Here is a 23,593-nt window from a genome sequence, read left to right as displayed (position 1 = left end):
TTTTATTTATGAAAATCCGATTAAAACAAATCGGGCTGTTGTTGTGTGTCGCATTATTTACTAGTTGCGGTGCTTATTTCAACCAGCCATTTGATACTCAAGAAGCTCGTATAGGTGAGATAACTGAAGCTACTACTAGATTAAAAGAATTACCAGAACCTGCTGCTAAGGCTGTGGTAGGTGTGTATAAATTTGAAGATCAAACAGGACAGTATAAACTCAGTGAAGTAGGAAGTAGTTTTAGCAATGCAGTTACACAAGGAGGAACTACTATTTTAATAAAAGCGCTCGAAGATTCTAAATGGTTTAGAACCATAGAGAGAGAAAATATAGGTAATTTAATAAATGAACGTGGTATAATTTTAAACACACGCAAAGATTATGCTGCAAAAACTAAAACCCCTATAGAAGATTTGCCTCCATTGCTTTATGCAGGTATATTGATAGAAGGTGGAATTGTTTCTTATGACACAAATGTATTAACCGGTGGTGTAGGTGCTAGATATTTTGGTGCAGGAGGTTCTACAGAGTACCGTCAGGATAGAGTAACTATTTATTTACGTGCTGTCTCTACACAGTCTGGCGAGATTATGAAAACCGTTTATGTGTCAAAATCTATATACTCGCAAGCAGTAGATGCTAACCTTTTTAGATATGTAAGTTTTCAAAGATTACTAGAGGCAGAAACCGGTTTTACTAGAAATGAACCAGGACAACTAGCGATTAAAGAAGCTATAGAAAAAGCGGTAGAATCTCTTATAATAGAGGGTATTACGGTACAATTGTGGTTTCCTAAAGGCGGTATGCCTGTTGCTCAAAAAATGGTGTCGGATTATTATAAAGAAAAAGAAATAGCCGAAAGAACTGATGTCTACCAACGTGAATTTTTAGAAAGAAGAAGTAAATGGCGTGCAGACCTAAGCGCAGGAAGTACTTACATAAAAGGAGACTTGCCAGACGCTAGTTATGAATACTCCATTTCTGGAGGTCTTAAATATAACCTCACACCTAATATAGGCGTACGTGGTGTATTGAGTAAATACAGATTAAAAAATACCGACTTATTAAATAGAGAGTTTGCATCTTCAGATTTAAACCTCGAGTTAACCGTTTTACCTTATCAAGAGTTCTCTCCATATGCCTATATAGGTAGCGGTCTCAATTTTGCTAACAATTTTGATAAGACAGATCTTAAGGTACAGGCAGGTATAGGTTTTGAATATGCGTTCTCGCCCAGTTTTGGATTGACAGTTTTTGGTGAATACAATAACGTTTTTGCTGACGATCTTGATAACCTAGCCTCCGGTAAATTAGATGATCAATACTATCGCTTTGGATTGGGTTTAAACGTGTACTTAGGAAATAACAAAGCCAAAGAAAGCAACATAGAACGTCAAAAACGTAAAGCAAGAAGAGTACAAAAACGCAAGGAAAAAAAGGCTCTCAAAGAAAGTTTAAAACAAGATGTTGAGGGAGATTCGCTTTCGCGAAAGCGAAACACACAACAAACTCCTTTAATTAATCAAGAAAATAATTAGATGATGAAAGGATTTTTAATATTGCTAGTGTCTCTACTACTTATAACTGGTTGTAGTGAAGATTTAATAGACATAAACGGTACCGGTGTGATACGTGGAAAAGTGGTAGAAGAAACTACTTTTTTACCTCTTGAAAATGTAAAAATATCTACAAATCCTAACACAAGCTCAGTCTTCACTGATGTTAATGGAGATTTTGAGATAGAAGTAGAGGCAGGTCAATATGCGGTCCAAGCAGAAAAAGATGAATATATCACAGCATTTGAGTCGGCAACAGTTGAGGTAGATGGAGAGGTAGAACTGGTTTATGAATTGAGAACACAGACTGCAAATAATCGCGCACCTAACGCGCCGGTATTAGAAGTTCCTGTAGATAATGCGGTGGATCTATCGTTCAATTTAACTCTAGAATGGACAGGTACAGATGTTGATGATGATGAGCTTACTTATAAGGTAACTCTTAGAAATACAGGCGATAATACGGTTGAGGTTTTTGAAGATATTACGGACGCCAGTCTTGATGTTACTGTAGATTATGGTACAACTTATTTCTGGCAGGTAACAGCAAATGATGGTATCAACGAAGATGTAAATAGCGAATTGTTCACGTTTTCTACAGCAAATTTTCCTGTAAATAGATTTCTATTTGTAAAGAAAATAAACGGTAATAATGTGATTTATAGTGGTGACGAAGATAGTGCTGAGGTCGCAATTACATCGGTTAATTCTAATAGTTGGAGACCTAGAGTTAGTCGTGTAGCTAATAAAATAGCATTCTTACGTAGTGTAGGAGCGTTAGTTCAAGTTTTTGTCATGGACCCAGATGGTAATAATGTAAGACAGGTATCTACTCAAGTACCTGTGGCAGGATTTAATCTAGAAGAGATAGATATTTCATGGTCGTCTGACGGTGCAAAAATTTATTACCCTTCACAAGACAAATTATATAGTGTGAATCTAGACGGTACAGGTACTACTATGGTATATCAAAGTACTGGTAATCTAGTAACAGAGGTAGACGTAAACGGATCTTTAATAGCTGTAAAAACTAATGATTTGGGTGGTTATAATTGCGAGATATTATTGATAGACACCGCAGGAGCATTAGTAAGTACAGTACTTACTGGTGTGAATGGAGCTGTAGGTGGACTAGATTTAAGTGCAGATAATTCTAAGTTACTTTATACTAGAGATATTACTGGTTTTGAGAATATCGGTTATAGACAGCTGAATACACAGGCATTTATATATAACCTAAATTCCATGTTAGAGTTGAGCGTTAGTTTTAATAAAGATCCTGGAACTAATGATTTGGACGCTAGATTCTCACCTACCGAGTCTAAAATAATAGTTTATAATCAAGATAATGATGGTATTACACAAGGGACGTTGCAAGTCTTAGAGATAGATACTATAGATACTAGAGAAGATATTTTTACTAATGGATTAATGCCAGATTGGGAATAGTCGACATCTATTTATCATCATGTTTGCGTAAATGTGATTTATGAAAGGAATATCTGAGCAATATTCCATTTCATGGATAGATGAGATTGATACTTACGCAGCTTCAATGTACTGCGGCTATTCCTTTATGGTATTCAATTGAAAGAATGTTATAAAAACAATGCCTGGAAAAAGTATAGGGACTTCGTTCCAGGCATCTTTCAATTCTAAATATCTATTAAAAACGTATGTTTTTTTTAGACAGGACAAATGTAATATATGTATGTGGTATGAGCATAAATATGTTAAAAAGAAGTGTTTTTTCTTTGAATAACAGTATTTCATCGATAAAGAACCTAAAATTAAAGATCCTTATTTTGTTAAAATTACCCATTAGTAATTATTAATAGAAATTAGTATGGGGTAATTTCTATAAAAATGTGTTTGCTTATAAAAAACAAGGCTTTATTTTCTTAATGCATTATCTGTCTATTTATTATTTAGATAAGATCAATTAGTAGATAAATCCACACTCTCAAAAGCACCAGCATCTGGAGACGCTGCCCTTGAGTTACCTTCTATATCTAGAGTAGTGGTAGTGGTAGGATTTGCAATACCATTTGCACCACCAGTATTATCGATGCGTAGTTTAAACGCATCTTCATCCTCAAACAAAGGGTCTTCATTGAATACACAGTTCTCATAAAGACTTGAATTAGTGATGTCATAAGAAGGAAAACCATCAAAACTGTTTGAGAAATCATTAAATCTCATTAAAGAATTTTCAAACTTAAAGTTGAATGTAGAGAGTTGATCATCTAGTAATGCATACTCAATATTGCGATCTCCATAAATAATACAGTTGGTAAAATTAGCTTCTAGCAAGTCTGCTGATAGATCTGAGTTTGGGAAAATGTTAGTTAGGAATAGAGTAGGGTCTTGACGGAAACTGTTATTCCAGTAATTAGAAATCGTACAATTATTAAAGTTATACGCTCCACCTAGTCTAGCAATTACAGTAGACTGTCCCGAATTATGAAATATAGAATTACTAGCCTCTATAGATGCTGTGGTAGCTAACAATGCCGTATTAGAACTATTTAATATTTTAGAATTATTCATTTTTAAAGTAGCACCGTTAGAAGTAGTGTTAGAGCTATCCATAATAATACCTACGCTTGCATTTTTAATGGTGGCATAATTAATTTCATGATCTTTGCTACCAGCAGTAAGCCATATAGCGGTCCATTGTCCAGCTATATCTTCATAAAGAGGTTCTAATCTATCTCCTTCAAAAATCACTTCGTTTTCGAGATCTTCTGTCGTGGATAAAGCTCCATTTACTTTTAAAGTTCCCTCGTTTGCCACGATAATACCACTGCCAGCATGAAAGTGTATTCTCGCTCCAGCATCTATGGTGAGTGTCTTGTTAGATGGCACGGCTGCAAAACCATATATAACATAAGGCTTTTCATTGGTAAAATTAAGTTGATCATCGTCTAACGAAAAACCAGAAATGCGTGTTTCGTTACCATCAGTGTCTGTATCTAACAATAAAGTCTCTTCTACACCTTGCGCATCGCGCTCTGGAAAAAGAAAAACAGCATCTTGTATTAAAGTCACTAATTCTACTTTTTGAAGATTACCACCAGCATCAAATTCTATAGTATCTTCATAAAGAAATTCAGTGTCAGATGTAAAGTCCATGATGTCTACTGTGGTTTCTACAAAAACAAACATAGAATCTTTTGCAAGTAATTCAACATTTTCAAATACCTGTCCAGGTACTCCATCTACAGACAGTCTGTAATTAGAGTTAGTACCTTGGTTAAGAGCAACTCTAGGGATGACAATGTCATCACTACTGCGATTGTATACTTTAAAAGTTCTCGTGCTAGAACCTATATTAGAAAAAACAGTATCTAAATATATGGTGTCTTGAGAGAATTCTAAATTTCCTGTACTGGCAGTAAATTCAAAATCATTTCTACAAGAAGAAATGCTAACTAGAGTTATGATACTAATAAGGACAGTAATTATATATTTCATGTTGTTTCAAATAGGTCTCTCATTTCCTGAGAGATTTTAATAGGTCTACCGTTTTTATCAATCGCGCACCAGTCAGATGTTGTTTTAACTAGCAAGTCCATTGTGGTCTCGTTATATATTTCAATGTAACGCTCATAACGTACGTTTGTTGCTCTACCGACTTGGGTTTTAATCAGTATTTTATCACCTAGAACCGCGGCTTTTTTATACTCTATACAGTGTTTTAACATTACCCAACCAAAAGTGTCTAGCATCTCTGGTGTAGCAACTGTAGTCCAGTGCTCCGTAGCGATGTCATTTGCCCACTGTACATAAACCACATTATTCACATGGTCTAGGTCATCTATTTCTTCTTCAGTAGCAATACGTCTTTTCTCAAAAACAGGAAGGTCAGCTTGAATCATTACTTTACTATTTCGATTTCAAACATTTTAGGCCATCTTTTACCGGTAATGAAAAGCTTGTCATTATTCTTATCATATGCGATACCGTTAAGCACATTATCAGATTCGGAGTAGTTAGGGATTTCTTTAGTAATACTATTTAGGTTAATCGCACTTTCTACCACACCGTTCTTAGGGTTGATAATCATGATTAAATTAGTAGTATAAACGTTTGCATAGATTTTACCATCTATCCATTCTAATTCATTGATTTTAGACACCGCACCATCGGCACTTACTACTTCTATGTAGCCTAGTTCTTCATAAGTATTAGGATCTATCTTCCATATTTTTGAAGTACCATCACTTTTATAAAGGTATGTACCATCATTAGTAAGTCCCCAGCCTTCCATACTGCGGTTGTATTTAAACTCATCGACTTTATTTAAGTCCATATCATAAACATAACCTATTTTACTTTGCCATGTTAGTTGATACACCTTATTATTAAGTATAGTCATTCCTTCTGCAAACTGACTAGCAGGTAAGTCTACTTTTTTTGTAACCTCACCAGTTTCTACATTTGTGATTCTTATATCACTTTCTTTAAATTGACCTGTACTTTCATAAAGGGCGTTTCCATAAAACTCTAGTCCTTGAGTATAGGCATCGGTTTGATGCACATAAGTATTAAGAATATTATACTTGTAGATTTTTGCTTTTGTTGCAGGTATTCTTTTTATTTTGGTAGCTACAGTAGTATTCATACCGTCCTTATATATGGTAGCTTTAAAAGTAAGATTACCATAAGGTTGATTTTTCAGCTTTCGCGAAAGCGAGTTTCCACCAGCACCATCGATAATGGCATCATTTTGACTCCATATAATACTATCTGCACCGACAGATGCGTCATCAATCAGCGATAATTGGACCGTATCGTCCTCATTCCACTTTAATTTTGAATTAGAAACCTCTAATTTATAATTTTCTTTAAAAGTTTCTATGTCTGTTTTACAGCTTGATAATGAGATCACTGCTACGATTAGTAAAACCGAATTTTTCAATTTCATAATATTTTTTTATCAAGTCGAAAGATAGTTATAAAAAAGCATGAGAAAAACCTTTGTGTAAGTAAAACTAGACTGTATATTTGCAGCGGGCAAGTCCTACACAACCAGCTCCTGCTGAACTCCTCCAGGGCGGGAACGCAGCAAAGGTAAGTGGTCGTAGCGGTGTGATGTAGGTAGCTTGCCTTTTTTTTCTTTCTCCTTTTAGTGATTCCTTCACATTAGTTTTTAAAATATTTTATGAAAAGAGTAGTATTGGTTACCGGTGGTTCTTCTGGTATAGGCAAAGCCATTGCATTATTTCTTCAAGATAAAAATTATACCGTTTACGGTACGAGTAGAAACCCAGATCGTTATCCAGACAGTCCTATAGAGTTACTAGCTCTAGACGTGCAAGATCAAAACTCTATTAATAAAGCAGTTGATATTCTTATAGAAAAAGAAGGGCAGCTAGATGTACTTATTAATAATGCAGGTGTAGGTATTACAGGTCCTATGGAAGAGACTCCGATAGACGAAGTTAAAAATGCTATGGATACTAATTTTTATGGTCCATTAAGAGTTTTACAAGCTGTATTACCGGTAATGAGAAAACAAAAATCTGGACGAGTTATTAATATAACCAGCATCGCAGGTTACATGGGTTTACCTTATCGAGGTATTTATAGCGCTAGTAAAGGTGCGCTAGAAATAGCGACCGAAGCGTACCGCATGGAATGCGCACATCTTAATATTCATTTTAGTAATGTAGCGCCTGGTGATTTTGCGACTAATATTGCAGCTGGTAGATTTCATGCTCCAGTTATAACAGGAAGCGATTATGAATCTGGCTACGCACATACCTTAAAGTTAATCGATGAGCACGTAGATGATGGTCAGGACCCTAAAGAAGTGGCCTCAAAAATCTATGAGATTCTACAAAACCCTAATCCAGGTATTCATTATAAAGTAGGTAGTTTTTTACAGAAATTTTCTATTGTTCTTAAAAAGATTCTTCCTGAAAAGACCTACGAAAACATGCTTAAAAAACATTATGGACTTTAAAGTAAGTAATTTTTTTCCGCCAGTAACAAGGCTTTTAGGTGTTCTTATTTTTGTTATTGGAATAATAGGTATTGTAACTAACGGTATTCAAGTATTTTTTATACCATTAATAGGATTTGCAATTGTGTTTTCTACAAAAGGAGTTTCTATAGACGTGGCTCATAAAAAATTAAAAGAATACAATAGTTTCTTTTTTATAAAATTTGGAAAATGGCAATCTTTAGACCAGTTTCCTCATATTACGGTTCTTGAAATTACCGAAAAAACCAGTTTAGGAAGTCATACTACGTTAGTAAACTCATCTTCTCGAGAAATGGTTTATCGCATCACGCTATTAAGTAAAGATCATTATCAAAAATTGTTGATCAAACAATTAAAAGATAAGGATATAGCTCACAAAGAAACAAAGAAACTTGCCGATTTAATAGGCTTTGAAAAGGTGATTTACAGCCCTGGAGCTTATTAGAAAATTATATTAAATTGTAAATTCGCTTTCGCGAAAGCGGAACTTGCATCATTGAGCCTTTTTAAACGGCTCTATTAATTGCTCATGAAAAGCATCGGGAAAATCCTCATCTCCAGGAAAACCTAATTCTAATTCTCCATCGTGATAAGGAATGTGTGCCGTCCCAAAAATGTAATCCCATACACTCAAGGATAGACCATAATTAACTCCATAAGTAATACCTTCAGGAAGTTCTTTAGCATGATGCCATAGATGCATTTTAGGGTTATTCAATATATATTTTAATGGTCCATAATCCCAATTCAGATTAGCATGATTCAAGTGACCTATAAAAACTGCAATCATGTGGATAATAATAAATTGATCAATACCAAATCCTATCATCGCTAGCGGCAAGTACTGTAAGGATTTATATAAAATAGTTTCCATAAAATGAAACCTAAATTGAGCAGCAAATCCCATTTCTTTTATACTGTGATGTACTTTGTGAAATTCCCATAAAAAAGGAACACGATGTAATAGTCGGTGAATATTCCACTGGGCGAAATCGGCGATAATAAACATAATTAACAGTTGCACCCATATAGGTAGAGTATTTACCTCTATCGCAACTAGGTTAGTTATACCTATTTGTGCTAGACCATCTTTAAAAAGTTCTACAAAAACATCAGACACAGCATTGTAACCTATCAAAGAAAATAAGAAGAAATTAAAGAATAGATAAAATAAATCCAGCCAAAAATCTCTACGCAATATCTTTTGATTTTTGCGCCATGGCAACCATATTTCCAATGCAAAAACAAGTAATGAAATAACGAGTAACCAGTAAAAATAATTGGTCCAAGAAGGATTCATTATTTCACCCCATAGGTAAGACGCATATCCTTTAAAGGAGTCTGTAAAGATGTCTATATATTTATTCATGCTGTTCTAGGCTGTTTTATCAAGTGTAAAATTAGTATATAAAAAGGATTACGATAGCGTTGTATTATATTAGAAATCTATAATGGTATAATATCATCATCTTCTTTTATTTTTACGGTATAAATATGTGTCGCGCGTAAAAGCAATAGAGTCTGCAACAAAATTGCTACTTACACCAGGAATGACCCAAATATATTACGGAGACGAGATGGCTAGACCTTTAATTATAGAAGGCACACAAGGAGACGCTACCTTAAGATCTCAAATGGAATGGAAATACAATAATCCAGAAGTTCTTAAACACTGGCAGCTATTAGGAATGTACCGCAAGAATCATGTGGCAGTAGGTGCCGGAGAACATTTCTCTCTAGAACACGATGGAAATGGCACACTTGCAGCTAGATTCTATGATAAAAATAACCATCAAGATATCGTGTTGATAGGCGCAGGATTAGATAACGGGAAGTTAGAAATAGATGTAAAAAAAGTATTTCCTAAAGCAACTAGATTGCGCAACGCCTACACCACAAAAAAACTGCCTGTAGTTAATGGAAAAGTAACCGTAATGGTAGAAAATGGAGTGGTTCTTCTAGAGCAATGGTAAAATATGATACTGTAAACGCTACTATGTCTGATGATATGTTCCTATAATTTCACATCTGTAAGAAAATAGGAATTTGTTAAGTGATAAGTGATTCAAAAAAGTTGGTTTAAGTTCCGCTTTCGCGAAAGCGATATAGAACAACATACATAAAGAATGTTTTATCTTTAAAATCTGAATAGAAAATAAAGATGAAATATTTAATATATGCTCTAGTAGCAATTTCGGTGATAAGTTGTGAAAATTCTGAAACGTCTACAACTCCTGAAAAAACTGCTAAAACAGAGAACGTAGTAATAGTAGATAAGATTCCTACACCACAATTAACCTTAGAACAGGCTAATAATCTGGCGCAATTACCACTGCACTGCATAGAAACCGAGTACCCTAATAAAATGGGACATGTAACGGCTAGTCCAGAAGATCAAAAAAGGCCGGCTGTACAACATCCTGTTTTTTACGGTTGTTTTGACTGGCATAGTGCGGTACATGGGTACTGGAGTGCTGTGACTTTATTAAAAAACTTTCCAGAATTAGAAGCTAAAGAAGAATTACTGCAAAAAATAAATCATAATCTTACTGCCCAAAATGTTGAAGTAGAGATTGCTTATTTTAATACCGCAAACAATACTAGTTTTGAGCGTACTTATGGATGGGCATGGCTGCTCAAATTACAACAAGAACTCGATACATGGGATAGTGTAGAAGGCAAAAAGTTATCGACGATTTTACAACCATTAACAGATGTGATAGTGAGTAGGTACATGGAATACTTGCCTAAATTGAATTATGCGATACGTGTAGGTGAGCATTCTAATACCGCTTTTGGGATGGCATTTGCCCATGACTATGCCGTACATTCTCAAAACGATTCCTTTAAAAATAGTATAGAAACTAGGGCAAGAGATTTTTATTTAAATGATAGCGACTGTCCTATCTCTTGGGAGCCTAGTGGTTATGATTTTTTATCTCCATGTCTAGAAGAGGTGGATATTATGAGAAGAATATTACCAGAAACGGCTTTTCATAATTGGATAAAAGAATTCTTACCTGGAATAGAAAGTGGAGTTTTAGACATAGAAATAGGTCAAGTATCTGACCGTACAGATGGGAAATTAGTTCACATAGATGGATTAAATTTAAGTCGTGCTTGGGTACTTTATGGACTAGCAGCTCAATACCCACAATACGATAATCTCACAGAAACGGCAGATGCTCACATAACTAACACGCTACCTAATCTAGTAGCTGATGATTATGCTGGTGGACACTGGTTAGGTAGTTTTGCTATTTATGCATTACAGAATGCAAAAAAGAAATAGAGATACTACATGATCTTTGATAAGATCGTTTAATTATAATTAATCCTTGTGGTAAATTAAGAAATAGTTGGTTAATTAGTTATTATAAATAACTTTGAAAACGTGCGTTAGAACTTTGCTTAGGAGACTCTTCATGAGCATCATCCTGTTCTTCGATTGTCTTTCGTTTATAGTCGCTGTATCCGTTTTTTGATGTAATTAAATCCATTCCCTTTTTTTTGCTAAATATAATACGATGCGCGCATAGTATTTTTTAAATAATTCTTAAAATTTAACTAGATTTATGAGTATTTTATCATTTAACAATGCGTTAACTGTGACATAATGTAATAGAAATAGTAAATTCCTAACTACGCTATTTGTGCAATTTCATAAACGACATTTTGCTCTCCATATTTTTTGAGATAGGAGCGTATAATCTGGTTGGTATGATAATTTGCCGCCTTACGATCTATAAAATCTTCACAGTCTTCTATAGAAGAAATGGAGGTATATTGATCTACAAAACCATACCCTTGATACTCACCATCTTTAATCATGACAAAGCAAGATTCTTCAGTAGTTCTACCTTTTTGCTTAATAATATAATTAGGATTCTGGTTGTGTAATGCTTTGATAGCTTGGTTTGCTCTTATGTTATACAGAGATACTAATTCTTTCTTTTTACACACTCCTTTACATTTTTGTAATTTATAGTGTTGAGTACAATCTTCAGGTGTTTTAAAACTACAATATCTAGGGCATAAGTTAAAATCGGCACACAGTTGTTCTAATTGTTCTACGGCATGAGCACGATCATAATGTGTAACGACAGAGTAGTCGTAAGATTTAACTAGTCCTACGGCAAATTGTACAACACCTATTTGATTTTTATAATGTAAAATTTGATAAGCCTTGCGTGGTTTCTTTTGTGCACTATTAAATTTAGGATAGTATTCTTTGATTAAATCTGCTTCTTGTAATAAAGCAACCAGCTCATTACCAGTAGGTATGTGTTCTATATAATGAATCTCCTGACACATTAAATAAGACTTACTCGTTTTAGAATAAAAATGAGAAAGTACACGCTTGCGCAAGTTGATGGCTTTACCCACATAAATTACCTTGCGCGCTTGATTTTTAAAAAGATACACACCAGGCACTTCTGGTAAATCATGAAATTGAGCACGATCTAGGTGCGGTGGGAATGTACCTTCTTTATTACTGCCTTTTAAAAAATTAGTAAAAGCAGTACCATCTAGATCTATCTCTAGTAGTTTTTTAAATAGAATTACCGTTGCGTCGGTATCACCTTCTGCACGGTGTCTGTTATTTAAGGAAATGCCCAAAGAGTTGCACAATTTACCTAGACTATAAGAATTCATTCCAGGAATTAACTCTCTCGATAGACGTACGGTACAAAGCTTTTTACGTTTAAAATCATAACCCAATCTTTTAAACTCGTTGCGTATGATGTTGTAATCAAAGTTGACATTATGTGCCACAAAAATACTGTCGCGTGTCATGCGTTCTATCTCTTCGGCAACCTCAGCAAATAGAGGTGCAGTTGCAACCATCTCGTTATCAATGCCAGTAAGGCCAGTTATAAAATCCGGAATCAATGTTTCTGGATCTACCAGAGTCGTGTATTTCTCGAGTACTTGATCACCTAGCAGTCGCACAATACAGATTTCTGTAATGCGATTACCACTCATTTTGTTACCAGTAGTTTCAATATCTACTACACTATAAATTTGTTCTTTAAAATTCACGCGGGCTTATAAATTGGAAATGTTCCAAATTTATGGAATAATTCCAAATAAATAGATCTATAAAATGGTTTTAACATAGATTGTTTTTATCTCGCTTTCGCGAAAGCGAGGTGAAATAAATACTCTTTAGACTTTGTTATCAAAAACTATAATTAAACTATGGGCATCAATTTTGTTGTTCTTAAATTTACTACAACAAATCAACCATTATCATTTGAGATTTTTTTCTATATTTTTTTTAATTATTTGTTTATCTAGTTGTGATAAAAAAAATTCAACCTCTTCAAATCAAAATCTTGATGCTTTGGATAATGATAGTATTTCTATTTCTGAGAAGTATTATAAGGAAGGACTTGAATATTATGATAATGGAGAATTGGAGAAGGCTAAGGAGTCTTATAAACTTGCTATTGATAGTTGTGTTTCAAAGAACTTTAATGTTCATTATAAATACTTTAGTGATCTATTTGGTATCTATTTATCTAAAAATGAATATGGTGATGCGATTGCATCGATCAAGGATTTTGAACAACTAGATGTTCAACCTAAAATTGATAAAATGAAGTTAGCTTATGCTGCATATATAGCTGCGTACTCTGGATCTTCAAGTTTTACTGAGGCTTTAGATTATACCGCAAAACTTTATCAAATAAGTGAAGAAACAAATGATTCTTCTTATAAAATACACGCAATTTTTAATGAAAGTTCTATTTATCATAAACTGGGTGATAATAAGAAAGCTTTTAATGTTTTAAATGATTTAAGGAATTCAAATAGTAACTTTAGCTCAAGTGAATTATCATTTATTACAGGAGATTTAGGAATGTATAAATTTTACGAAGGCGATTTTAAAGGTGCTATTGATAACTATAGCACGAGCTTGTTTTTTTATAAAAAGAGTAAAATACAATCAAGAACAGATAATATAGCAGTCCAGTATGCAAATATTGCTGAGGCCTATATTGAACTCAATAATTTAGAAAAGGCTGCAGTTTATTTAGATTCTTTTAGACAGTTAGATCAGGGAAAAGTAGATAATAAAAGAAGGCGCAATGTATTTAAATATGAATTAAGACTTTTAAAAGCTTCAAAATCAGATAATAAAAGATTAGAAAGCTTGGTTGATAAGATTACATTAGATCAAGAGAAATTTTATTCAGAACGATATAATAAGGACTTAGAATATCTTTCTGAAGAAAAAGAAAAGTCGGAAACGCTTTTGATTGAAAATCAACAAGCAGAATTAGATCGTCTAGCACTAAGGAATAATTTTATTTTGATAATCTCGATTTTGATTATAGGACTACTTGTAGCGCTTTTCTTTGTTTTTAAGCAGCGTCGAGATAATGAAATCAAAGCTTTACGTGATCAACAGCGTTTATTACGTGCACAAATGAATCCGCATTTTATATTTAATGTATTGAGTAATATTCAAAACTTATTGCGCAATGACTCTAAAGCAGCATCTAGATTTATTACTAAATTTTCTAGGTTATTGAGGAAGGTTTTAGAAAACTCCATGCAAAACTATGTAGCTGTTGTAGAAGAGGTAGAGGTGCTTACCAATTATTTAGAATTACAAAAATTACGTTTTCCAAAATTGTTTATTTATGATTTTAAGTTAGATGAAAGATTAAATGATGAGATGATTAGTATACCACCTATGCTGATACAACCTTTTGTCGAAAATGCTATTGAACATGGTTTTAAAGGCATTAATTACACAGGAGAAATAAAAATAGAACTTATTTTCACCACGGAAAACAAGAGATTTTTATCTTGCTTTATATCTGACAATGGTAAAGGACATACTCACGTAAATAATGAAGATAAAAAGTCGGCATCGGTTCAATTGATTTCAGATTTTATTAAAAAGTCGACTGGTTCATCTATCGAAACGAATTACTTAGATTTGGATCAAAAAACTGGAACATTGATCACTTTTCAAATACCAATACAGTAAAATGACATTACAATTAGTTACTATAGACGACGAGCAGTACATTAAAGATTTTCTGATTGAAGAAATAGAATCTAATTTTAGTGATCGTATTAAAATTGCAGGTCAAGCAAGTTCTATAAAAGAAGGTTTAAAATTAATAAGTGAAGTGCAGCCGGATATCGTTCTGTTAGATATAGAATTAGAAGATGGCTCTAGTTTTGAGATTTTGGAACAACTAGAAATAGTTGATTTTCAATTGATTTTCATTACTGGTTTTGATGATAAAGCGATAAAAGCGATTAAATTAGGCGCTTTAGATTATTTATTAAAACCCATTGACGAAGAAGAACTGGAACAAGCTATTGAAAAAGCAATTGCTAACATAGAAGAAAAGAAAAGCAATACCAATCAGATAGGTACAGAAGTAGCTGCGCAGTTTTATACTTCTGAAAAGAAAGAACATATTGTATTAAAAACTTCAGATACAGTTCACTTAGTCAAATTAGATAGATTAATGTATTGCAAGTCAGAGGGTAATTACACCACCTTTTATCTAGATGGTCAGTCATCTATTCTTATTTCTAGGCCTTTAAAATATGCAGTAGAATTATTACCAGAACTAAATTTTGTTCGTTGCCAACAATCTTATATTATCAATACAAAATACGTTACTAAATTTTTAAAATCAGGAACTATCATACTACAGGACAAAATTGAAATCCCTGTATCGGGAAGAAATAAAGAAAGTATTTTGAAATTAGTTATGTCAAAAATGAAATGATGTGTTACAAATTAGAATAGAATACAGTAAAATATGAAATAGAATAAACTAACTGTAGGAAGAACTATATTTTTGTAAAAAGTAATACTATGAAAAAAGAATTTTATCCATTCATTTTAATATTATTTATGATCTCTTGTGAAACTGAAGAGTTAAATAATGATAATCAAGTAGTTGGTAAGGAAGGATTAATACTTAAAAGAGGAGGTAATAATACAGCGGTTTTAAGTTTATCAGATCATAAAGATTTGTTGGCTCGTAATTCTTTTATTGTCGGAGAGATGATGCGCTTGGATGCAAATCATAGGCAACATGTTATCAACTCACTAGACCCAGTTACTCAGGTCGTTTCTATGCAAACTTTACTTAATACTAGCAGTGGCTCTTCATTTTATGATCATTATCTTTTTATTGCTAGATATGCCAGCATGAATTTTGATGGGTGTACTTCATTAAATAGAGACATTAATCCAGAAGGAGGTAATCCATGGCCACCACTGAACCCAAGAACTCCTTTTGACCCAAGACCTTCGAGCACAAACCCAACTTTTACCGTTCTTGAAACTTTGGCTTTTATAAATGAAATTTTAAATAATAATATAGAGATTGTTGTTTATAATCCCCTTTCGACAGGAAATATATATACAGTCGGGCACCCTTTAAATGTGCAAAATACAAATTTAGGATGTATGATTATAGATTCACCTTCTTTAAGATATGTCGGTAACGGTATAGATCTTAATGTATGTGGAAAATATTCTGAACCTGCTAGTGTTAATGCATCTAATAGAGCAGCAAATCAAGTAGTGGTGTTATCGAGACCTAATTTATCTAAAGGTAATCGATATCCTTACATAAATTTTAATATAACAAGTTACTTAGATAATTCTCCACCAGATGAGATTCCTGGTTTTTAATAATTTCTTATTGATAATTAATCTTTGATTAGAATACACTTTAATCAATTTCTAGAAAAAACTCAAGTGTTTTAAATACTTGAGTTTTTTTAGGGTTACGTCGACTTACAAGTGGTAAATAGCCTAAAATCATTAGCAATGTTTTCTCTGAACCCATTAAAAAGATTAACCTCTTTCATATTTATAAAACAAATATGAAAGAGATCAATTTAAATATGAACAGGACTGGTGCGTACCTATATTTTGTCCTTTTTTAGTAAATATACTTATTATTCTTGCATTGCAATTATGAATTTAATTGTCGTGATGGCTGAAAAACGGAAGAGTAGGTTTCAATAAAACTAATTATTATGAAAAGAATAAATTTTTTAAGCATCATTTTAATAGCACAAATTTTTTTTGTGGCCTGTTCAAGTGATGATAATTTACTAGAAGTGAAGGAGACTGTTGTTTTAAATGAGATTACTACAAAACAACGCCACAGAGAAATCAGATTAACACACCAATCCGTACGTGATTTAAAGATTTTTAGTAAAATTACAGAAGTTGATCCGATAGATGAAATTGGTACTAATCAAAATAATTGGAGAACGGCAATAAATTCAGCTCTTGAAATGTGGAGTAGTGCAACACCGGTAAGTTGCGTAAAAATGAGTTTAACTACCAATGAAAAAGATGCAGATATTTTTTTATTACCATTTAATGAAGCCGATGCAATGCAAAGAGATCTTTGTGGATGGACTGAAGTACCTCCTAACGAAATTACTCCTCAAAGGAATGTTTTCATAAATTTAAGTGTAAATCCCACTTATAATAATAAAGTAAATGTATTGGTACACGAGTTAGGACATGCAATTGGTCTTGGACATAGTGATGGATCACCAAGAGTTACAGACATACAAATACAAGACACTCCTCTTTTAGATAGAAGTTCTGTAATGGTTAACGATGTTTGTAATCGTAGTCAGGTAGGTTTCAGTTATTATGACAAAATAGCAATAAATAAATTATGGGGTTTTTGCGGTCAAATTAGAATAACTGGTAGTGATGAAGTTTGTGCTTTTGGAGAATTATTCACATATTCAATTAACAGAGATGTAGCGAACTGGAGTGTTTCTAATAACTTTATCATTGTAAGAGAGTCTAATAATACCTTAACTGTACGCACAGCTTACAACGCTGCTGGTAATCCTCCAACAGCTACACTTACAGCTACTTTGCTTGATGGAACGTTGTTCTCAAGAACTGTTAATCTAAGCGTAGGTCCAGTAGCAGACCCAAATACCTTTTTTATGGCAGGAAGAGATCAATTATCATGGTATCAAACAGGTAATTATTCTTTTAGTCCAACTAGAATAACATCTTATTCAAACGTATCTTGGGATGTTTATAGTGATGTAAATGTAAGTGCTAATGTTCATTTTAATATTCAAGAGCAAGGAAATCTTTCTGCCATTGAAGTACTACCTACAGCTCCTCCAGGAAGATATACGATAAAAGTAGATATATCTGATGATTGTGGCACTTATCTTCTTGAAAAGGAAATTAATGTAAAAAAAGCAAGACCACAATTTTTTAATTAAGCATTATTATCATAAATAATTTATCAATTCTTAAACGGCTTTTCATAAGAGATAAGCCGTTTTTTTATTTCAATTTCTCATTTCTACCTTTCGCGAAAGCGGAATTTTAATTAAACAATTCTAAAAAAGCCTGCTTATACGTCTTAGTAATGGGCACGCGGTATTCGTCTCCTAGGACAACATAACCTTCATTTTCAAAGGCTCGCACAGCTTTTATATTTACAATATGAGATTTGTGACATTTAAAAAAGTAGTCGTCCAGATAACTGCTGAATTTTCCTAAGCTGTAGGAACTGGTCAGTACCTTGCCATCAACGAGATGTATTTTTGTATAACCCTCATAACCTTCTAGGTGTATGACTTCTTCTTGTGGTATGAAAGAAATACCTTTTTGTGTGGGGACTTTAAGTTTATGATCGCGATCTATAATTTTGTTGAGTAATTGTACCAGGTTTGCATTTTGGTCTGCATTTAGTTTTTCAATATTAAAAATAGCTTTGTTAATTGCTTCTTTTAGCTCCTGATTATCTACAGGTTTGAGAACATAATCTACAGCATTTTGTTTCAATGCCTCTAGTGCATATTCATTATAAGCGGTAGAGAATATAACTTGTGAAGATAAAGTAGGGAGCTGTTGTAGTAGTTCAAAGCCAGTCATTCCAGGCATTTGAATATCCAGAAATAAAAGATCTGGTGTGTTTTTTATGATAGATTTTACGGCAAGTTTAGAGTCTTGAAAGGTATCTATAACAGTTACCTGACTACTCATTTTTAGTATCTTATTATGTAAATTTTGCAATGCTGAGAACTCATCATCAACGATAATAGCGCTATATGTTTTCATTGTTTAATTTTTTAAGATGAAATAGAACCTGGTGACCTTTATCTTTTTTGTGTGGAAATGCATCTTCACGTTTTACAGTTATTTCCCAATCTCCTGTCTCACGTAAATATTTTAATCGATCATCTAATACTGATGTAGATTTATACCTGCCATCTTCTTGAGTAGCTTTGTATCCTTTACCATTATCTACTATGCATATTTTTATCTCGTTAGAGTCTATGCGTGTAAACTTTATAAGAACAGTACCTGCCGTTTCTTTATTAAAGATACCGTGATTAACGGCGTTTTCTACAATAGGTTGTAAAAGCATGCTGGGCAATTTATCATTAAGATCTAGTTCTGGGTCTATTTCAAAGATGTAGTTTAATTTCCCCTTAAATCTTAATTGTTCTAGAGATAAATAGTTGTTTAATAATTTAATCTCTCTGTCTACACTTACTAGGTGTTCTTTGGACATTTCAAAAAACTCTCTAATTAATCTAGAGAACTTTACGAGATAAGTATCTGAAGTTTCAAAATCATTTTCGTTTATATAATACTGTATAGCAGTTAAGGAATTAAAAACAAAATGCGGATTCATTTGAGATCGAAGTGCTTTAAGTTGCAATTCTGATAGTTTTTTTGCCTGAAAAAGGTTCTTAGTTTTCTTTTTTTCGGATTTTTTGGTAATGGTCTTTGTAATGATTATCACTAATAAAATAAAAAGTAAAAATGCGATTACATAAAACCACCAGGTCTGATACCATCTAGGTTCTACCACAAAATCAAAAGAATTTGTTACCTGATCAATGCGCAATTCTAGTTTATAATCTCCTGGCGTTAAGTCTGTAAAACTTAAATTTGAAGAACTGGACATTACCCAATCTGTTTGAGCAGGCATTAATCTATATTGATAAGCTGGTTTTTGATTATTTCTATAATCAATACTCTTTATAACCAGCTGCAAGTCACTATTACTACTGTAATCTACATGGTTAGATATTTTTAAATTATTCTTATTGTAACTGGCAGTCTCAACATATAGATCTAACAAACGTTGATGCGTTTTAAAATCCATAGGTAAATTGATGATACCTTTATTAGTTGCAACGAGTAACTGGTTATCTATTCTGTGAATACCGTTTATTTTATTAGTAGGTAGACCATTTGTATTATCCCATATGTGTTGTAAATTGAATTTCCCATCCTTATACTCATAATTGTAAACACCTTTATTAGTAGGGAGATATAACTGATTATCTTGGTAAAAGGGATTATTAGATTTGAGATATTCACTGCCTTTTAATAAATGAATAGAATTTAAATCGGTCCAGTAAACGCCATATCCACTAGTCGTAATTAATAGCTTCTCTTTTTCTATGGTTATTAAGTCAGTAACTGGTTTTTTAAAATCTGAAAGTGCTTCAATTCTAGTTAACTCGTCAGATTTTAAATGATACAATCCATTTGATGCAGCAACGATAATATTATCTTTAAAAGTAACCTCATTACGTATTCCTTTTAAATAATAAACTTTAAGCACTTTGAGACTGGCAGGGTCTATTTTTTTTAAACCTGTAGTATAATGACCGTATAAAGAGCCATCGTACATAGAAACAGATCTTGCAGTTTCATTAACGTCTGGAAATACAGTGTCTTTTAAAACTCCATTTTTTAAGGTGAAGATGTTGTTTTTTGTAATATAATAGGCCGTGTTATAATCCTTTATGTATTTAGACTTATAGAGAAATTTATCACTATCTATGTAGGATTTAAAGAGATTTAAGGAGTCATTATATTTATAAAACCCTTTTCCATTAACTAGTGCGATAATATCATCATTTACTTGAGTTATGTCATTGATTTTATAGGGTTCTAGTTGTGTAGCGACACGCTGTTCATTTAAAGAATATTTGTAAATGCCGTCTGTAAAAGTGGCTACCCATATCGTATTTTCTTTATCAATAAATGAAAAATGCGATCTCCATGCGGCAGGTATAGGAATAACTTTTTCAGGTTTTAATTTTTGGTCTAAAATAGCAATTACATTCTCACCAGTTAATTGCAGTTTTCCATTCACTAGATGAATGCGACCATATTTTAAAGAAGGTATTCCTAACTGTTCTTGATAGGTGTATTCTTTGGCCATTAAATTATTTAAGTTTAGAAAGGCATAAGAATGAAAACTGTTAGTAACAAAAAGACTATCAGTTATTTGGCTTCTAGAATAACTGTCTGAGTTTAAGGCAGAGTTATCTATACTTATATACTCATGATCTTTAGTAATTACGGCCATTTTACCTTTGTGAACAAGTTTTTCAATAGCCAGACCTTGATAGGTATCATTCAGTAAGTAGGCAAAATTTTGATAACGTTCTTTGGGATTGTAATACTTTAATTGCCACAGTAACTGGTCATTTAAAGTATGTGATAGATGTGAGTCAGATAATATGACCTTATTACCAGTAAAACCTGCAAAAATAGGATCTAGAATAATTTCTTCTTGCTCATTACTATAGTCATAAACCACATCATCCAGTATATAACCTAGGCTCGTACTTTTTGCTATGTACCATAATTTACCATCAGTACCAGGAAATAGATTCCAGATATCGTTAGTAGGTAAACCGTCTTTAGTGGTAAAGGTTTTAAATTCAGTACCATTATATTTCACCAGACCTTCATCTGTAGCGATCCATATAAAACCATGTACATCTTGAGTTATTTTATATACATGATTACTAGGTAAACCATCTTTTTCAGAATAGTTAATGCAGGACTGCCCAGAGCACAAATTTGTGACACATAGAAAGACGAGAAAGATCCATATTCTGACCATTAGAACTAATGTACTACTTAATGCTTACTTCTTCACTCAATTTAGACTGTCCACCATCTTTGGTAAACACTTTTATGGCATAGGAGCTTGTGTTTTTCTCGCTTTCGCGAAAGCGTAACTCTAGACTTCTATCATGTTGAATAAATTGTCCTTTTTTATTTTTTTTGTAAATCACAAAGAAGGTGTTTTCATTCATTTGCTCATAATCCCACTGTAAGTAAACTTGATCTTTTTCTCTATTTATTCGTAGATTCTTTACTCCAGGGCGATTACCATCATCATAGGGTTTACCCATTACTGGAATGGAGTAGTCAGAGTAGTTATCGCTATCATCTTTTGCACGTAAGGTGTAAAAATATTTGACTCCTGTTTCTACTTCTTTATCGATATACGTAGTTTGCTCATTTTTTAAGGAAGCATGTTTTATCCATTCTTTCTTAAGGTCTAGTTTTCTGTATAAAGTTTGCTCTATAACATCTTCATTTGAGCTTAGTATAAACTCTAACTCGATATCTTCTTTACCTACTTTTACGTTTTTAAAGACCGGAGTTTCTGGTGGTATTAAGTCAGGTCGTTTTACTTTTAATATGTCAGAATAAGGAGACTGATTAAAATTATAATCTAAAGCCTTGATCTTATAATAAATGTATGGTGTTAAGGATTTTAGGGTGACAGTATCCTTAAAAACACTAAGAGCTTTAGTATAAATGGTGTCTTTTTCATGAAACCCCTCATTTATTACAGAAAATTCATGTTCTGGAGCATTAGATCTAAAAAGACGGTACCCCATTAAATCACGCTCTTTATTCAATTCTATGTCTAAGGTTACAATTCCTAATGAATCAATTTTACCTGAGATAAAGTTAGGTTTTACAGGTGGAATAGAGTCTATTACAGTCACAAAATAGGGGCTAGAAGAGCTTATATTACCAGTGGTATCTATGGCCTGTACGACATAATAATTATCTTTTTCTTTATGAAATGTTTTATCAATATAGCTGGTGGTGTTTTTAGGAAGTAATTTAGAATGTAGAAGTTTAAAATCACCTTTATTTTTAGTTGAACGAGCTACTACAAAACCTTTTAAATCTGGTGCCATAACAGGCATTTTCCATATGATTTTTATCTCTTCGGGCCTATTATTTTTTCCACTAACTATGGCTGGATTAACTGGTGGCGTTAAATCTTTAGGCATTCCGCTTGCTGTTCCAAAATAGGCCTTTTCTCCAAAAGGGTTGATTCCGTAAAAACGGTATTCATAGTTGGTGTAGTTGGTAAGGTTTTGATCGGTATAACTATTTCTAGTAGAAGTAGGGTCTGATTTTAAAACAGGTTTCTTATTTAATAATTCAAATTCTCCTGTAGCATTATTTTTACGTTCTACATGAGCACCAGTGATCATGTCATTTTCTTCCCATATAAATGTCAACTTTTTGTCCCATGTTTTTACATATATATCACGTTCCACCTTATCACTTTCCTTAAGGGTTTCCATAAGGCACATGCCTTGTCCTACGGTATAATTTTCTAGCTTTTCTTTTAAAGAAATACGGTACACATATTCCTTATTTTCTTCGACAGTTTTATCAGTATAAGATAATGCTAGTGCACGAGCAATAGTGTTGTTTTTTATGGCATTCATAACAAAAATAATGTACTCAAAATCTTCTTTAAACTTTTGTTCTTGCATTTCTTTAATTCCCTCATCAAAGGAAAATTTACCTCCACTTTGTTTTTCCCTATTATCGTAAAACTCTTTTGCAAGGGTAATATCCTTTTTAGTTTCTTCTTTACTGTTAGCCATTAATGTGCTCCATGCGTCTTCTTCATAAGGAAATACTTCAGCTATTTTTTTATAGGTTAACGTGTCACTAGATTCTGAAAATTCTGCTCGTTCAATAATAAAACCTTTTTTAAGACCTTGATAAAGTGCTTTGTTTTTATCAGGGAAATAAATAAGCTCTACGGCATTATCCGTATATCTTCCTATTACATTTATGGTACTAGAAGGTTTAACATTTTCTGTGAACTGTGCCATACTAGGGATGGAGAATAGGGCAAGGACAATTATGATTATATATTTTTTCATTTTTTAGCTTTTATAGTTTGATCAACTT

General features: G+C 33.0%; 18 protein-coding genes and 1 other RNA gene. 11 read left to right on the top strand and 8 right to left on the bottom strand.

The features are described 5' to 3' along the window. Positions 1-8 precede the first annotated feature (8 nt). Complete coding sequence (locus LY01_RS07705; RefSeq protein ID WP_104515266.1) at positions 9-1,538, top strand: CsgG/HfaB family protein; 1,530 nt, start codon at positions 9-11, stop codon at positions 1,536-1,538. After that, positions 1,539-3,005: a hypothetical protein gene (locus tag LY01_RS07700; RefSeq protein ID WP_104515265.1), complete on the top strand. Its 1,467-nt coding sequence runs from the start codon at positions 1,539-1,541 to the stop codon at positions 3,003-3,005. 489 nt (positions 3,006-3,494) lie between these two features. On the opposite strand, the gene LY01_RS07695 is transcribed toward LY01_RS07700, so the two are convergent. The 3 genes from LY01_RS07695 to LY01_RS07685 are packed head-to-tail and all read right to left on the bottom strand — an operon-like array spanning position 3,495 to position 6,486. Then, entirely contained in the window at positions 3,495-5,033 is a 1,539-nt protein-coding gene (locus LY01_RS07695) for a hypothetical protein (protein ID WP_104515264.1), read from the bottom strand. After that, positions 5,030-5,437 carry an acyl-CoA thioesterase gene (locus LY01_RS07690; protein WP_104515263.1) on the bottom strand — a complete coding sequence of 136 codons (408 nt, stop codon included), beginning with the start codon at positions 5,435-5,437 and terminating at the stop codon, positions 5,030-5,032. Before LY01_RS07690 ends, LY01_RS07695 begins: the two co-directional genes overlap by 4 nt. Further along, positions 5,437-6,486: a glutaminyl-peptide cyclotransferase gene (locus LY01_RS07685; RefSeq protein ID WP_104515262.1), complete on the bottom strand. Its 1,050-nt coding sequence runs from the start codon at positions 6,484-6,486 to the stop codon at positions 5,437-5,439. Before LY01_RS07685 ends, LY01_RS07690 begins: the two co-directional genes overlap by 1 nt. 87 nt (positions 6,487-6,573) lie before the next feature. Between LY01_RS07685 and ffs the strand changes: the two genes are divergently transcribed. From ffs to LY01_RS07670, 3 genes are all read left to right on the top strand, one after another. Beyond that, positions 6,574-6,673, top strand: an RNA gene (ffs, locus tag LY01_RS07680) — signal recognition particle sRNA small type. Between the two features lie 50 nt (positions 6,674-6,723). Further along, complete coding sequence (locus tag LY01_RS07675; RefSeq protein ID WP_104515261.1) at positions 6,724-7,527, top strand: SDR family oxidoreductase; 804 nt, start codon at positions 6,724-6,726, stop codon at positions 7,525-7,527. Then, positions 7,517-7,993 (top strand): hypothetical protein, encoded by a 477-nt coding sequence (locus tag LY01_RS07670; protein WP_104515260.1) that lies wholly within the window; start codon positions 7,517-7,519, stop codon positions 7,991-7,993. The genes LY01_RS07675 and LY01_RS07670 overlap by 11 nt, the downstream gene beginning before the upstream one ends. 48 nt (positions 7,994-8,041) lie before the next feature. Here LY01_RS07670 and LY01_RS07665 read toward each other — a convergent pair whose 3' ends face one another. After that, the gene (locus LY01_RS07665) at positions 8,042-8,917 is read right to left on the bottom strand and encodes a sterol desaturase family protein (RefSeq protein WP_104515259.1); all 876 of its coding nucleotides are present in this window, start codon (positions 8,915-8,917) and stop codon (positions 8,042-8,044) included. A 181-nt stretch (positions 8,918-9,098) separates the two neighbouring features. Here LY01_RS07665 and LY01_RS07660 point away from each other — a divergent pair, with 181 nt between their 5' ends. Continuing rightward, on the top strand, positions 9,099-9,521 hold the full coding sequence (locus tag LY01_RS07660; protein ID WP_211289287.1) for a hypothetical protein: 423 nt from the start codon (positions 9,099-9,101) through the stop codon (positions 9,519-9,521). Between the two features lie 188 nt (positions 9,522-9,709). Continuing rightward, positions 9,710-10,840, top strand: coding sequence for a DUF2891 domain-containing protein (locus tag LY01_RS07655; RefSeq protein ID WP_104515258.1), 1,131 nt, complete (start codon positions 9,710-9,712; stop codon positions 10,838-10,840). A gap of 350 nt (positions 10,841-11,190) precedes the next feature. Here the strand turns inward: LY01_RS07655 and LY01_RS07650 are convergent, their stop codons facing one another. After that, on the bottom strand, positions 11,191-12,591 hold the full coding sequence (locus LY01_RS07650) for an exonuclease domain-containing protein (RefSeq protein WP_104515257.1): 1,401 nt from the start codon (positions 12,589-12,591) through the stop codon (positions 11,191-11,193). A 214-nt stretch (positions 12,592-12,805) separates the two neighbouring features. Between LY01_RS07650 and LY01_RS07645 the strand changes: the two genes are divergently transcribed. The 4 genes from LY01_RS07645 to LY01_RS07630 all read left to right on the top strand — a co-directional run bounded on the left by LY01_RS07645 (position 12,806) and on the right by LY01_RS07630 (position 17,814). Beyond that, positions 12,806-14,554, top strand: a complete 1,749-nt coding sequence (locus LY01_RS07645; RefSeq protein WP_104515256.1) for a tetratricopeptide repeat-containing sensor histidine kinase — start codon at positions 12,806-12,808, stop codon at positions 14,552-14,554. A gap of 1 nt (position 14,555) precedes the next feature. Next, positions 14,556-15,314 (top strand): LytR/AlgR family response regulator transcription factor, encoded by a 759-nt coding sequence (locus tag LY01_RS07640; protein ID WP_104515255.1) that lies wholly within the window; start codon positions 14,556-14,558, stop codon positions 15,312-15,314. A gap of 89 nt (positions 15,315-15,403) precedes the next feature. Next, positions 15,404-16,231, top strand: a complete 828-nt coding sequence (locus LY01_RS07635; RefSeq protein WP_104515254.1) for a hypothetical protein — start codon at positions 15,404-15,406, stop codon at positions 16,229-16,231. Positions 16,232-16,581: 350 nt separating this feature from the next. Further along, positions 16,582-17,814: a matrixin family metalloprotease gene (locus LY01_RS07630; RefSeq protein WP_104515253.1), complete on the top strand. Its 1,233-nt coding sequence runs from the start codon at positions 16,582-16,584 to the stop codon at positions 17,812-17,814. A gap of 106 nt (positions 17,815-17,920) precedes the next feature. Here the strand turns inward: LY01_RS07630 and LY01_RS07625 are convergent, their stop codons facing one another. The 3 genes from LY01_RS07625 to LY01_RS07615 are packed head-to-tail and all read right to left on the bottom strand — an operon-like array spanning position 17,921 to position 23,565. Beyond that, a complete protein-coding gene (locus LY01_RS07625; RefSeq protein ID WP_104515252.1) occupies positions 17,921-18,658 on the bottom strand; it encodes a LytR/AlgR family response regulator transcription factor in 738 nt (245 codons plus the stop codon). Further along, entirely contained in the window at positions 18,645-21,476 is a 2,832-nt protein-coding gene (locus tag LY01_RS07620) for a sensor histidine kinase (protein WP_104515251.1), read from the bottom strand. Before LY01_RS07620 ends, LY01_RS07625 begins: the two co-directional genes overlap by 14 nt. A 13-nt stretch (positions 21,477-21,489) precedes the next feature. Continuing rightward, entirely contained in the window at positions 21,490-23,565 is a 2,076-nt protein-coding gene (locus LY01_RS07615; protein WP_146080390.1) for a fibronectin type III domain-containing protein, read from the bottom strand. Positions 23,566-23,593: the final 28 nt, after the last annotated feature.

This window comes from Nonlabens xylanidelens (assembly GCF_002934445.1).
Taxonomy (GTDB): Bacteria; Bacteroidota; Bacteroidia; order Flavobacteriales; family Flavobacteriaceae; genus Nonlabens; species Nonlabens xylanidelens.
The sequence above is the reverse complement of the archived record's forward strand: the minus strand, read 5'-3'. Positions and strand labels throughout refer to the sequence as shown.